Annotated in this window: 10 protein-coding genes; 5 read left to right on the forward strand and 5 right to left on the reverse strand. The window is 66.6% G+C overall.

Features of this window, described 5'->3' with window-relative positions; all coding sequences use genetic code 11:
* The first annotated feature begins 54 nt into the window (after nucleotides 1-54).
* Nucleotides 55-2,304: an EAL domain-containing protein gene (locus F624_RS36410; protein WP_019577020.1), complete on the forward strand. Its 2,250-nt coding sequence runs from the start codon at nucleotides 55-57 to the stop codon at nucleotides 2,302-2,304.
* Nucleotides 2,305-2,314: 10 nt separating this feature from the next.
* Here the strand turns inward: F624_RS36410 and F624_RS0124510 are convergent, their stop codons facing one another.
* Both F624_RS0124510 and F624_RS0124515 read right to left on the reverse strand, forming a co-directional pair.
* Nucleotides 2,315-3,103 (reverse strand): substrate-binding periplasmic protein, encoded by a 789-nt coding sequence (locus F624_RS0124510; RefSeq protein ID WP_019577021.1) that lies wholly within the window; start codon nucleotides 3,101-3,103, stop codon nucleotides 2,315-2,317.
* A 96-nt stretch (nucleotides 3,104-3,199) separates the two neighbouring features.
* Nucleotides 3,200-3,970, reverse strand: a complete 771-nt coding sequence (locus tag F624_RS0124515) for a substrate-binding periplasmic protein (protein ID WP_169426693.1) — start codon at nucleotides 3,968-3,970, stop codon at nucleotides 3,200-3,202.
* Between the two features lie 299 nt (nucleotides 3,971-4,269).
* On the opposite strand from F624_RS0124515, the gene F624_RS0124520 reads away from it, so the two are divergent.
* A complete protein-coding gene (locus F624_RS0124520) occupies nucleotides 4,270-5,850 on the forward strand; it encodes a sensor histidine kinase (RefSeq protein WP_019577023.1) in 1,581 nt (526 codons plus the stop codon).
* Nucleotides 5,851-5,924: 74 nt separating this feature from the next.
* On the forward strand, nucleotides 5,925-6,869 hold the full coding sequence (locus F624_RS0124525; RefSeq protein WP_019577024.1) for a bifunctional helix-turn-helix transcriptional regulator/GNAT family N-acetyltransferase: 945 nt from the start codon (nucleotides 5,925-5,927) through the stop codon (nucleotides 6,867-6,869).
* On the opposite strand, the gene F624_RS0124530 is transcribed toward F624_RS0124525, so the two are convergent.
* Nucleotides 6,870-7,319 carry an RrF2 family transcriptional regulator gene (locus F624_RS0124530; RefSeq protein ID WP_019577025.1) on the reverse strand — a complete coding sequence of 150 codons (450 nt, stop codon included), beginning with the start codon at nucleotides 7,317-7,319 and terminating at the stop codon, nucleotides 6,870-6,872.
* 39 nt (nucleotides 7,320-7,358) lie between these two features.
* Entirely contained in the window at nucleotides 7,359-8,582 is a 1,224-nt protein-coding gene (hmpA, locus tag F624_RS0124535) for an NO-inducible flavohemoprotein (protein WP_019577026.1), read from the reverse strand.
* 160 nt (nucleotides 8,583-8,742) lie between these two features.
* On the opposite strand from hmpA, the gene F624_RS0124540 reads away from it, so the two are divergent.
* Together F624_RS0124540 and F624_RS34370 are read left to right on the forward strand one after the other, a co-directional pair.
* The gene (locus F624_RS0124540; RefSeq protein ID WP_019577027.1) at nucleotides 8,743-11,094 is read left to right on the forward strand and encodes a cytochrome P450/oxidoreductase; all 2,352 of its coding nucleotides are present in this window, start codon (nucleotides 8,743-8,745) and stop codon (nucleotides 11,092-11,094) included.
* A 237-nt stretch (nucleotides 11,095-11,331) separates the two neighbouring features.
* On the forward strand, nucleotides 11,332-11,910 hold the full coding sequence (locus tag F624_RS34370; protein ID WP_169426695.1) for an IPTL-CTERM sorting domain-containing protein: 579 nt from the start codon (nucleotides 11,332-11,334) through the stop codon (nucleotides 11,908-11,910).
* A 60-nt stretch (nucleotides 11,911-11,970) separates the two neighbouring features.
* Here the strand turns inward: F624_RS34370 and F624_RS0124550 are convergent, their stop codons facing one another.
* The gene (locus F624_RS0124550; RefSeq protein ID WP_019577029.1) at nucleotides 11,971-12,777 is read right to left on the reverse strand and encodes an IclR family transcriptional regulator; all 807 of its coding nucleotides are present in this window, start codon (nucleotides 12,775-12,777) and stop codon (nucleotides 11,971-11,973) included.
* Nucleotides 12,778-12,881 lie beyond the last annotated feature (104 nt).

Consider the following 12,881-nt stretch of genomic DNA (forward strand, 5'->3'; position numbering starts at 1 on the left):
GCCATGTCTTCAGTGGCGGGTCACATTCTTGCTACATTCTGTAACCGCCACGCCATGAAACCACTTTCTGCCGCCACTGGCCACCCGGCCCTGACCCGACTCCACCAGTCGTTGTGGATCACGGTGCTGATGTCGCTGCTTTTTGTGGGTCTGTTCGTGTACTACGTGCAGGCCGAGAAGGCGATCGACCAGGCCAACGAAGAGCGTCTGGAGTCGCTGGGGCTGGCCTCGGAGTTGCGGCAATCGTCGGACGACCTGACGCGCATGGTGCGCACCTATGTGGCGACGGGCGATCTGGTGTATCAGAAGTACTACATGGAGATTCTGGCCATCCGCGACGGCCACAGCCCCCGGCCACTCGACTACCGCAATGTCTACTGGGATCTGATTCTGGGTGACGGGCCCCGGCCACGGGCCGCAGGTGCTGCTGTGCCCCTGCTGACCCTGATGGAACAGGCCCACTTCACGCAGGCCGAGTTCGCCAAGCTGGCCGAGGCCAAGGCCAACTCGGACGCGCTGACCGGCACCGAATTGGCAGCGATGGTGCTCATTGAAGCGTCTGGTGGCGATGTGGCGGCGCGCCGCTTGCGCGCCATCGCGATGCTGCATGACGCGGCCTACCACGAGGCCAAGGCCCGCATCATGCGGCCGATTGCCGAGTTTCAGGAGATGGTGGAGTTGCGCACCACGCAAGCCGTGCGGGAGGCCGCGCACTTTGCGGTGCTGGTGCGTTGGGTGTTCGCGGGCGTGGGCCTGCTGCTGGGCTTCACGCTGTGGCAGACCTACCGGGCCCTGCGCCACACGCTGGGCGGCAAACTGGAGGACATCCACCGCCAGATCGAACGCCTGGGACGGGGAGATTTTGACGAGCCCATCCCTGTGGAGCCGGCCCTGCAGCACAGCGTGCTGGGCTGGCTGGCCGAAACGCAGCGCCAGTTGCTGGCCGCCGACACCGAGCACCGGCGCTCGGCCGCGCAGATCAACAACCTGGCGTTCTTCGACCAGCTCACCGGCCTGCCCAACCGGGTGCTGCTGCTGGACCGGCTGCGCCAGACGCAGGCCATCAGCCAACGCACCGGCCAGTACGCGGCCTTGCTGTTCATCGACCTGGACCACTTCAAGACGCTGAACGACACCAAGGGCCACGACATGGGTGACCTGCTGCTGCAACAGGTGGCCGACCGCCTGCGGCAAGGGGTGCACCCCGATGACACGGTGGCCCGCATCGGCGGCGATGAGTTTGTGATGGTGCTGGGCGGCCTGGGCGAGACCGCACGCGACGCGGCCAGCGCCACCGAGGCGATTGCCGAGCGCCTGCTGAGATCGCTGACACGGGCCTACACCTTGAGGGGCTTCGTGCACCACAGCAGTGCCAGCCTGGGAGCCACGCTGTTTCTGGGCCAGGGCACCTCGATGGACGAGCTGATGAAACAGGCCGACCTGGCCATGTACCGCGCCAAGGATGCGGGGCGCCAGGCCGTGCGCTTTTTTGACCCGGCCATGGAAGCGGTGGTGAAACACCGCGCAGAAATCGAGGACGACCTGCGCCGGGCCTTGCAACAACAGCAGTTTGTGCTGCATTTCCAGCCCCAGGTGAACAGCGCCAGCGAGTTGCTGAGCGCCGAAGTGCTGGTGCGCTGGCAGCACCCCGAACGCGGGCTGGTGCCGCCGGGCGACTTCATCGGTCTGGCCGAGGACAGCGGGCTGATCGTGCCGCTGGGGCGCTGGGTGCTGCAGGCTGCCTGCGAGCAGTTGGCCTGCTGGGCCGGCCGGCCTGGCCTGGGGCAACTGAGCCTGGCGGTGAACATGAGCGCCAAGCAGTTTCGCGACCCCGGCTTTGTGGCCATGGTGCTGGAAGTGGTGCAGCACACGGGGGCCGACCCGCGCCGGCTGAAGCTGGAGCTGACCGAAAGCCTGCTGGTGCATGACGTGGACGAGATCATCGCCACCATGCAAACGCTGCAGGGGCATGGCATCGGTTTTTCGCTGGATGATTTCGGCACCGGCTACTCATCGCTGACCTACCTGAAGCGACTGCCCCTGAACCAGCTCAAGATCGACCAATCTTTTGTGCGTGACATGCTTGACGACGCGCACGATGCGGCCATTGCCAAGACCATCGTCACCCTGGCCCAGAGCCTGGATCTGCCGGTGATTGCAGAAGGCGTGGAAACGCTGGCGCAGCAGCGCTTTCTGCAACAGATCGGCTGCCATGCCTACCAGGGTTATCTGTTCAGCCGACCGGTGCCGCTGGACGTGTTCGAGCCACTGGCGCTGGCGGGCACGCTGCAATCCGTGGCCTAGGGCCACCGGCTCAGGGCGCCTCGCGAGCCAGTGAGCTGGTGCGCCAGCGCGCCAGGTTGGCCTTGATGATCTCGTCGAGCACGCCGCTTTTTTTGAGCTGGAGCAGTTTGGCGTCGATGGCCTCGAGCTTGTCGGCGCAAGCCCCCTTGAGCGTGAGCGCGAGGTAGTTGGGGGTGTCGGCCAGGTAGGTGGAGGGGACCACGAAACTGGCCTCATCGCTGCGCTTGAGGAGATAGGCCATGCCCACAAAGTAGCCGGTCAGAAAGTAGTCAATGCGCCCGACCTTGAGCTTGTTGAAATTGCTTTCTGGCGTGTCGGCCTCCTCGATGTCGAGCGATGCCTTGGCAAAGTCGTCCACATCGGCACCGAAGCGGTTGCCGCGGGTGATGCCGCCGCGGTGACCGATCAGGTCTTGCCGGGCCTGAAAGGCGAAGGCGCGTTCGCGGGACTGGAAAACGGCCACCGGGTTGGACAAGGCCGCGGTCTTGGGAAACAGCAGGAACTGCTCGCGTTCGGGGGTTTTCTTGAGCGTGGCGACCATGTCGATTTCGCCGCGCTCGGCCAGCTTCATGATGCGGGTGAATGGCCCCTGGTAGCGGACTTCGTAGGGGATGTGCAGCTCATCGAGCACGCGCCTGGCAATGTCGACGCTGGCGCCTTGCATCTGGTGGCCGTCGTACCAGTGCAAGGGTGGGTAGGCCGGGTCGGCCCCGATGCGCAGGCGGGTGCAGGCCGCCTGGGCGGGTGCGAGCAAGACCGGGGCGGCCAGCAAGGCCAGCGCCAGCGCATGCAGCAGCATGCCCCTGCTGAAGAGGAGAAAGCCGTGCCGAGGGCCGGGTGCCGGCGGGGTCTGACTGTGCTCCATGTGTGGTCTCCCTTGTCGAAGCAAGCCCCCTCAACGCATCTCGGCGTAGCGGTTGTAGATGCGCTCCAGGGACCCATTGCGCTTGAGCTTGAACAAGGCTGCGTCCAGCCTCTTGACCAGGGCAGGTTCCAGGTGCTTGCCGGCCCAGAAGTGGCTGGGCGTTTCGCCCATCACCCCTGGCACCAGGCCCAGTTCGGCGCTCATGTGCCCGGCCTTGATGTAGTAGACGCAGGTGAGTTCGTTGCCATAGTAGTAGCGCACCCGGCGCCGCACGATGTTGCGCAGCGCGACCACCGTGTCGGTCTCATCCACCGCCACGCCATGCTCGCGCAGCTTGTCGGCATAGCTGGCCCCGGCCTGGGTGGCCACAAGGCCGCCGCTGCGGGCCAGCTCATCGAAGCCCTTGGGGCTGCTGGCATCGTCACGCAGGGCCACCAGGCGCTCGCGCACAGAGTACACCGGCGTGGCGAGGCGGTGCGCGATCTGGTGGCGCCTGGGGGTTTCGAGCAAGGCACAGAGCACATCGAGGCGGCCTTCGTCGAGGGATTTCTCGATGCGGCGCAGGGGGGTGGGGGTGGGGTCGATCTCGAAGCGGATTTCGGGGTCGACGCCTTCAATGGCGCGCAGGATATCGGGGCACAGCCCGCCGACCGAAGCCCCCCCTTTGCCGGGCGGGCCCACCAGGTATTTGGGGGCGGAGCCCTCTTGCACGGCCACACGCAGCAGGAAACCGGCGGCCAAGGCTTTGCCCATGCCACCGAGCATGAGCAGCAATGCCAAAGAAGAAGCGACAAGGTTCATGGCTGGATCGGGTGTTGCTGACTGGCTGACAGGATCTGCAAGAGCCCCTACCGTGGAACACGGCATCCGATGGCCTTGCCATTCAACGCCGCGGCGCCCCATTTGACAAGCAGGGGCAAACGCCAAGGCCGGCCTGTTTGATCAAAATCATCCCGACGCAGGCAGCCCCTGGCAACACCGATTGACCGCACTGGGCCGGGGGGCAACAATTTGCCGATGTCTCCACCACAGGCTCTGGTACCGGATACGCACCGACTGGTGCGGACGCGTCTGCGCACGCCGATCCGGCCATCGTCGCCATGACCGTACGCCAAACACTGGATCCGGCCCAGGCCCCTGCCGCCGCGCCCCGCAAAAGCCTGCGTCGGCCCCTGTTCGTGGTGTTGTTGTTGGCCCTGCTGATCCCAGCGGCTGCGGCCACCTTGATCCTGCTGAGCCTGAACCTGCAAAAGGCGGTCGAGGTGAATGCCCGGGCCCGGGCCGAGCAGTTTGCCGATCTGCTCAAGGCCGGCCTGGTGCTGCCTTTGTGGAACGTGGCCATCGACACGGGCTGGCCTCTGGTGAGGGCGGTGGTGGCCGACCCCTCGATCGTGTCGGTCGAGGTGCGCGATGCCGATGGCGAGCTTTTGCTGTCGTTCCAGCACCCCAACCCGGCCAAAGGCAGCCGCATCGAGGTCAACCGCACGATCGACAAGGACGGTGAACGCCTGGGAGAGGTCAGCCTGTCGTATGCCACGACCTCGGCCCAGGAGGAGGCCTGGAACTCGGCCTGGGTGCTGGCCGGGGTGGTGGGCTGCCAGTTGGTGGCCTCGTCGCTGCTGATCGGGCTGTGGCTGCACCGGCGGGTGTTGCGCCCGCTGTCGCGCCTGGGCAGCAGTGCAGCAGGGATTTCGGCCGGTGACCTGCAGACCGCCTTGCCGGTGCTGCGCCCTGACGAATTCGGGGGGTTGGCCCAGCAGCTCGATTTCATGCGGGCCTCGCTGGCCCATTCGGTCGAGAAACTGGAAGAACGGGTCAACACCCGCACCGCAGAAGTGCGCCAGGCCCATGCTGAATTGCAAGGGGCCATGGACCACCTGCGCCAAACGCAAGAGCGGCTGATCCAGACCGAGAAGCTGGCCTCGCTGGGGGCCCTGGTGGCCGGGGTGGCCCACGAGCTCAACACCCCGATCGGCAACGGCGTGCTGGTGCTGAGCACCATGGCCGACCAGAGCCGCGCATTCAAGGGCACGCTGGCCAAGGGCCTGACACGCGCCCAGCTGGATCAGTTTGTGGGCCATCTGGACGAAGGCATCGGCATCGCCCTGGGCAGCCTGAACCGTGCGGCCGAACTGGTGCAGGATTTCAAGCAGATGGCGGTGGATCAGACCAGCCTGCGCCGGCGCAGCTTTGATCTGAAAGAGCTGGTCAGCGAGACGCTGACCACGATCTCGGTGGTGCACAAACATGGCCCGTCCCGCTACGCCATCGACATACCGGACGGCATCCGCATGGAGAGCCACCCCGGCGCCATCAGCCAGATCGTGGGCAATTTGTACGAGAACGCCCTGATCCATGCCTTTGGCGAGCGCGGCGGCCTGCTGACCCTGTGGGCCCGGCAGGAAGGCACCGAGGTGTTGCTCAAGGTGCGCGACGATGGCGCCGGTGTGGCGCCGGAGAACCTGGCCCGGATCTTTGACCCCTTCTTCACCACACGCCTGGGCCAGGGCGGCTCCGGGCTGGGCCTGAGCATCGTCTTTGGACTGGTTTCAGGCCTGCTGGGCGGCCAGGTGGAGGTGAGTTCAACCTTGGGTGAAGGCACCTGCTTCAGCTTTCGACTGCCCCTGACGGCCCCCCCGCGGGCCGATGGCGAGCCCGACGCCCCGCCCAGCCAACAATGAGTGGGCCCCAGCCGGGGCGCTTGACTCAATTTGTTGCTTTTGGCAACATGATCAAGCCCTAAGCATCACCCATCATGAGCACCCTCCCCAACATCCTTCCCGACCGCATCGTGGCCGTGCGTCAGTTCAACCGCTTTCACACCCGTCTGGTGGGGGCCTTGGGTGACCGGGTGCTGCACTCGGACTACAGCCTGCCGCAGTTGCGCCTGCTGTACGAAATGGCCCACGCGCCGGCGCAGGCGCCGGCCTCGGCCGCGCAACTGGGGCGCGACCTGGGCATGGACCCGGGCTACCTGAGCCGACTCATCAACAGTCTGGAAGAACGCGGGCTGGTGCAGCGGGAGGCGTCGCCCGACCACGGCAAACGCCTGGCCTTGCGCCTGACCGACGAGGGCCGCCGCGTGTTTGCCGAGCTGGAAGCGGCCTCGGGCGCCGAGGTGGCCGCCCTGCTGCGGCCCCTGAGCGAGGCCGATCAGACTCGCCTGGTGGGCGCCATGGCCCAGGTGCGGCGCCTGCTGGGCGACGTGAATGCGGCCCCCAAGGCCTTCATCCTGCGCGACCCGCGCCCGGGCGACCTGGGCGTCGTGATCCAGAAGCAGGCCGAGCTGTACGCGCACGAATATGGCTGGGACTGGACCTTTGAGGGCCTGCTGGCCGAGATCGTGGGACAGTACGTGAAGACCTTCGATGCCACCCGCGAGCGCTGCTGGATTGCCGAGAGCGAGGGCGAAGTGGTGGGCTCGGTGTTCGTGGTCAAGCAAGACGATGACACCGCCAAGCTGCGCATGCTGTACGTGGATGCCAGCGCTCGCGGCCTGGGCCTGGGCCGCAGACTGGTGGATGAATGCCTGCGCTTTGCGCGAGCGCAGGGTTACCGGCGCATGGTGCTGTGGACCAACGACATCCTGGTGTCAGCCCGCCGCATCTACCAGGCCGCCGGCTTTGAGTTGATCGAAGAGGAAAAGCACCACAGCTTTGGCAAAGACCTGGTGGGCCAGGTGTGGGCGCGCGATCTTTGATCAGGCCGCGGCCGGCACCGAGCGCGCCACCAGGCGCACGATGGCCTCACCGGTGGGTGCGGCCACCATGTCAGCCAGGGTGTATTGATTGAGGCTGGCAAAGAAAGCCTGCTGGGCCTGGTCGAGCATGCCCTTGAGCAGACAGCGCCCAGCCAGGGCGCAGGGGGGGTCGGCGCAATCGATCATCTGGGTGACGCCTTCGAGGCTCTGGATCACCTCACCCAGGCGGTATTCGTGCAATGGCCGGGCCAGGGCCAGCCCGCCCCCCTTGCCCCGGGTGGTGGCCAGCCATTGGTTCTGGCCCATGAAGTGCACCACCTTGACCAGGTGGTGGCGTGACACCTCGAACTGCTGGGCGATTTCTGTGATGGTGGCAGGGGTGTCGCGCTTCTGATGGGTGAGGTACATCAGAACGCGCAGGCCCAGGTCGGTGAAGTGCGTGAGCTGCATGGTGGCACGTGGTAAGAGGGCCCAGGCAGCATAACGCGTTCAGACACCCCCGGTGCCAAAGGCCTCGGCATGGATGTGGGCTGCCGGCACACCCGCCGCCTGCAAGGCCTGGCGCTGCGCCTGCATGAAGCCGCGCGGGCCGCACAGGTAGTACTGCGAGCCGGCGCCCAAGGCACTGACCTGCTCGACCGACAGCTCGATGCGGCCGGCCTGGTCGTAATGCTGGCCGAGCTGGTCTTGCGCACGTGGGTGCTCGTAGTGGATGCGCGCCTTCAGGGCACGGTGCCGAGCGGCCAGCTCGCGCACCCGGGCGCCGAAGGCATGGGCACCCCCGTGGCGCGCCGCGTGCAGAAAGTGCACGGTGCGCTGCGGGGCGCGCTGCACCAGGTGCTCCAGCATCGCCATCATGGGGGTGATGCCGACGCCGGCGCTGATGAGTACCGCAGGCGCCTGGGCCTGATCATCGAGCACAAAGTCGCCCATGGGTGGGGCCACGTCGATCAGGTCGCCCTGCTGGATCTGGGTGTGCAGCACGTTCGACACCATGCCGGCAGGCGTGGCCGCCTCGCCGCCCTGCCCGGCTTCGCGCTTGACCGAGATGCGCAGGGCCTGCTCGCCCGGCGCGGCCGACAGGCTGTACTGGCGCGGCTGGTGCAGGCCCAGCTCGGGCACGGGCACGCGCACGCTCACATACTGGCCCGGCACAAAGCCGGGCACCGGGCCGCCATCGGCGGGCACCAGGTAGAACGAGGTGATCTCTTCGCTCTCGGCCACCTTGCGCTGCACGCGAAAGCCGCGCCAGCCCGTCCAGCCGCCGGGCTGGGTGGCGGCGGCCTGGTACAGGCCCTCTTCCATGCCGATCAGCAGCTCGGCCAGTTGCCCGTAGGCGGCGGCCCAGGCGGCAATCAGTTCGTCGGTGGCGGCCTCGGCGCCCAGCACCTCGCGGATCGAGGCCAGCAAGTGTTTGCCGACGATGGCGTAGTGCTCGCGGCGGATGCCCAGGCTCACATGCTTGTGCGCGATCAGCTGCAGCACCGGGGCCAGCACCCCCGGGTTGTCGATGTGCTCGGCATAGGCCGCCACCGCCATGGCCAGGGCCTGCTGCTGGGCGCCCGAGCGCTGGTGGCCCTGGTTGAAGATGGCTTTGAGTTCGGGGTTGTGCTCGAACATGCGGGCGTAAAAGTGGCGGGTCAGCGCCACGCCATGCTCCTTGAGCACGGGGGCGGTGGCTTTGACGAGGGTGCGGGTCTGGGTGTCGAGCATGAAGGCTTCCTTTTAAAGATGCATTTATATTACATTTTAAAAATCACCGGTTCCAACAAGACCCCAGCATCGCTACGGGCACTGCTCTCTCAGGGTTTCCACGCCTCATTGATTACGCATTGCGGACTATATTTACGCTATTCAAAACACCCACGGCGCCATGACCACCCCCCAAGACACTGCGGCCCCTGCCGCCCGCTGCCCCATCGACCACGCCGCGCTGCTGGGCCAGCGCTCGCCCACCCCGTGCCCGGTGAGCCCTGGAGCAGCCGCCTTCGACCCCTTTTCTGACGGCTACCAGCAAGATCCGCCCGAGTACCTGCGCTGGGCGCGCGAGCAGGAGCCGGTGTTCTTCAGCCCGCAGCTGGGCTACTGGGTGGTGACGCGCTATGACGACATCAAAGCGGTGTTCCGCGACAACCTGACCTTCAGCCCCTCGATCGCGCTGGAGAAGATCACCCCCACCGGTGACGAGGCCAACGCCGTGCTGGCCCAGTACGGCTACGCCATGAACCGCACCCTGGTGAACGAAGACGAACCCGCCCACATGGCACGCCGCCGCGTGCTGATGGAGCCCTTCACGCCCGAGGCCCTGAAGCACCACGAGCCCCTGGTGCGGCGGGTGACGCGTGAATACATCGACCGCTTCATCAACGATGGCCGTGCCGACCTGGTCGATCAGATGCTGTGGGAGGTGCCGCTGACCATCGCCCTGCACTTTCTGGGTGTGCCCGAAGAGGACATGGACCAGCTGCGCCAGTTCTCCATTGCCCACACGGTGAACACCTGGGGCCGCCCGCGGCCTGAAGAGCAGGTGAAGGTGGCGCATGCGGTGGGCAACTTCTGGCAGTTGGCCGGCAAGATCCTGGACAAGATGCGGCAAGACCCCAGCGGCCCGGGCTGGATGAAATACGGCATCCGCAAGCAGGCCGAGTACCCCGACGTGGTGACCGACTCGTACCTGCACTCGATGATGATGGCGGGCATCGTGGCGGCCCACGAGACCACGGCCAACGCCACGGCCAACGCGCTGAAGCTGCTGCTGCAGCACCCCAGCGCCTGGCGCGAGCTGTGCGAAGACCGCAGCCTGATCCCCAGCGCGGTGGAAGAATGCCTGCGCCACAACGGCTCGGTGGCTGCCTGGCGGCGCCTGGCCACGCGGGACGTTCAGGTGGGTGGCATCGACATCCCGGCGGGCAGCAAGCTGCTGATCGTGATGGCCTCGGCCAACCACGACGAACGCCGCTTTGCCGATGCTGACCTGTTCGACATCCGGCGCGACGACGCCAGCGAACACCTGACCTTTGGCTATGGCGCCCACCAGTGCATGGGCAAGAACCTGGCCCGCATGGAGCTGCAGATCTTCATCGACGAATTTGCCCGCCGCCTGCCCCACATGCGTCTGGCCGAGCAGCGCTTCAGCTATGTGGCCAACACCTCGTTCCGCGGCCCCGAGCACCTGTGGGTGGAATGGGACCCGGCCGCCAACCCCGAACACCACCGCCCCGAAGTGCACGAGGTCTTGCAGCCGGTGCGCATCGGTGAGCCCTCGCGCCACGCCATTGCGCGGCCGGTGCAGGTGGAGAGCATCACCCCCCTGAGCGCCGACACGCTGCGCCTGCGCCTGCGCTCGGTCGATGGCCAGCCCCTGCCGCGCTGGACGCCCGGCGCCCACATCGACGTGGCGTGCGGCAGCACCGGCCTGTCACGCCAGTACTCGCTGTGCGGCGACCCGGCCGAGGCCGCGGTGTACGAAATCGCGGTGCTGCGCGACCCGGCCAGCCGCGGCGGCTCGGCCTGGCTGCACGAGCAACTGCGCGTGGGCGAGCGTCTGAAGATCCGCGGCCCGCGCAACCACTTCCGTTTTGACGAAGGCGCCCAGCGCGTGATCCTGCTGGCCGGGGGCATCGGCATCACCCCGATCCGCGCCATGGCCCGGCGCGCCTCAGCACTCGGCATGGACTATCAGGTGCACTACTGCGGGCGTTCACGCCAGCACATGGCCTACCTGGCCGAGATGCAGGCCGAGCATGGCCAGCGATTGCAGGTGCACGCCAGCGACGAAGGCCAGCGCCTGGACCTGAGCGCCTTGCTGCGCAGCCCCACCCCCGGCACGCAGCTGTATGCCTGCGGCCCCGAGCGCCTGCTGCAGGCCTTGGCCGAGGCCGGTGCGCACTGGCCCGAAGACAGCCTGCACACCGAGCACTTCCACGCCCAGGCCACCCAGCTGGACCCGAGCCGCGAACACGCCTTCGAAGTGGTGCTGAAAGATTCGGGCCTGACCCTGCCGGTGCCCGCCGACCAGACCGTGTTGTCGGTGTTGCGCGCCGCCAACATCGACGTGCAAAGCGACTGTGGCGAAGGCCTGTGTGGCTCGTGCGAGGTGCGGGTGCTGGGTGGCCAGATCGACCACCGCGACGTGGTGCTGACCCGCAGCGAGCGCGAAGCCCAAGACCGCATGATGGTGTGCTGCTCGCGCGCCTGCGGCGGGCAGCTGGTGCTTGAACTCTGACGATCCGAGCCGCCACCGCCCTTCCCCAAGGCCCTTCGTTGAAGGGCCTTTTTGCTTTCAACGCTTTATCAACGCTTGATCCGAACAATGGCGTGGTGCTCAGGGAGAAAAGTGCTGCCGGCGGCCCCGATGGAGGGCCGCCGGTGGGTGCTGGACGCTGGGCGAATGAACCGGGCGCCAGGACATCCGTCCCGGGCCTGTCCTTGCAATTGCCGAGTGCCTGAAGGAAAGCTCAACGTGTTGAAAAATTTTTGGACCCTGGTCATCGCCTGCTGCATGGCTTCTTCAAGCTGGGCCACAGCGACTTACAGCGGGACCAGTGGGACCTACAACAGCTATGCGACGCTCCTCTACAACAATACGATGTTCGTGACGGGGTCCTTCACGCTGAGCAGTCCCCTGGAGGCCAACCTCACGAACACCAACATCACCTCCCTGGTGCAGTCTTTCAGCTTCAGCGACGGTGCATCGGGCGGGCTGACGATCACCAAGGCCAATGCCACAAGCTATACATTTGATCGCGTGAACACAGACGCCACCGGGGCCATCACCAGTGCAGACATCACCGTGAATGTGGCGGGCAAGTCGATCCGGACCTACGGTGGCGACGGCGTGGAAAGCGGCACCCAGATTTCCAACGCGCCCAACGGCATTGCCAGTGGCTTCAGTGCGGTCACGTTCACCGTGACCATCACCGCCGACCCGGTGAGCAACACCCCTGTCCCCACCCTCTCCGAATGGGCCATGATGACCCTGGCCGGCCTGATGGTGGCTGGCGTGGCCCTGCATCGCCGCCGTCAACTGAGCGGCTTCTGACCGAACAGGCCCCGGCCCGGGCCTGCGCGGCAGGGACCCTTCTGCCCCCCTCGCAAGGATTCACCCCGCCGTCAGCGTCCCCAAACTGAGGCTGATGGCACGGGCCTCGCGCAGCACCAGCGGCGCAATCGGGCCCTTCAGGCCGGGGTCAAAACCCCCGGTGGCGCCCAGGGCGGTCAGCACCGCCACCACCCGGCCGCTGTAGTCGGTGATGGGCGCCGCCACCGCGCTGATGCCGGGCAGCAGCGAATCGCGTGCGATGGCACACCCTTGCAGCCGCACCTGATCGCGCAATTGATCCAGGGTCTGCACGCCCAGGCGGGCACGCTGCTCAGAGCTGGCCTGGGCCAGTTCGTCCTGCAGGCGGCGCCACTGCGCTGCGTCGTCCAGCGTGCTCAGAAACACCTGCCCGGTGGCCGACCACAGGGCGGGCAGCACCGAGCCCGCACGCACATTGATGGTGACGGGCAGCAGCGGCTCTTCGAACCGCATGATGGTGGGGCCCAGATTGCCCATGATGGCCAGGAAGCAGGTCACGCCCAATTCATCGCGCAGGCGGATCAGAGCCGGCTCGCTGCGGCGCACAGGGTCGTTCTGGCGCATCGCCGCCAGGCCGATCTGGATGGCCTCAGGCCCCAGGCGGTAGTGCTGGCTGCTGCTGTCCTGCACCACCAGGTCTTCCTGGATCAGGCTGGCGAGGTAGCGGTGCACCTTGGCGGTGCTTTCGTCCACGGCCGTCGCCACAGCGGTCAGGCTGGCGGTGCCCCCCAGGCGGGCCAACGCCTTCAGGATGCCCATGCCCATTTCGGCCGACTGCACGCGCTGGCGTCGCTCGGGGGTGCGGGGTGGGCTCGGGTCTTCACTCATCAATGGGTTCCTGGCTGTGGGAGGGCAACACGCCATTATGGGCAGGCGCAGCCCCCGGCCAGAGGCCTCCGGCCCCCTGGTGAAAGCCCTAGCAGAAAATTACG

Origin of the sequence: Curvibacter lanceolatus ATCC 14669 (genome assembly GCF_000381265.1) — a bacterium.
In the GTDB taxonomy this organism is placed as follows: domain Bacteria; phylum Pseudomonadota; class Gammaproteobacteria; order Burkholderiales; family Burkholderiaceae_C; genus Curvibacter; species Curvibacter lanceolatus.

Excerpts from the sequence above, each read along its gene's own strand:
- F624_RS36410 (WP_019577020.1), top strand. The coding sequence starts at position 55 with ATGAAACCACTTTCTGCCGCCACTGGCCACCCGGCCCTGACCCGACTC.
- F624_RS0124540 (WP_019577027.1), top strand. The coding sequence starts at position 8,743 with ATGACCACCCCCCAAGACACTGCGGCCCCTGCCGCCCGCTGCCCCATC.
- F624_RS0124525 (WP_019577024.1), top strand. The coding sequence starts at position 5,925 with ATGAGCACCCTCCCCAACATCCTTCCCGACCGCATCGTGGCCGTGCGT.
- F624_RS0124530 (WP_019577025.1), bottom strand. The coding sequence starts at position 7,319 with ATGCAGCTCACGCACTTCACCGACCTGGGCCTGCGCGTTCTGATGTAC.
- F624_RS0124550 (WP_019577029.1), bottom strand. The coding sequence starts at position 12,777 with ATGAGTGAAGACCCGAGCCCACCCCGCACCCCCGAGCGACGCCAGCGC.
- F624_RS0124515 (WP_169426693.1), bottom strand. The coding sequence starts at position 3,970 with ATGAACCTTGTCGCTTCTTCTTTGGCATTGCTGCTCATGCTCGGTGGC.
- hmpA (WP_019577026.1), bottom strand. The coding sequence starts at position 8,582 with ATGCTCGACACCCAGACCCGCACCCTCGTCAAAGCCACCGCCCCCGTG.
- F624_RS0124510 (WP_019577021.1), bottom strand. The coding sequence starts at position 3,103 with ATGCTGCTGCATGCGCTGGCGCTGGCCTTGCTGGCCGCCCCGGTCTTG.
- F624_RS0124520 (WP_019577023.1), top strand. The coding sequence starts at position 4,270 with ATGACCGTACGCCAAACACTGGATCCGGCCCAGGCCCCTGCCGCCGCG.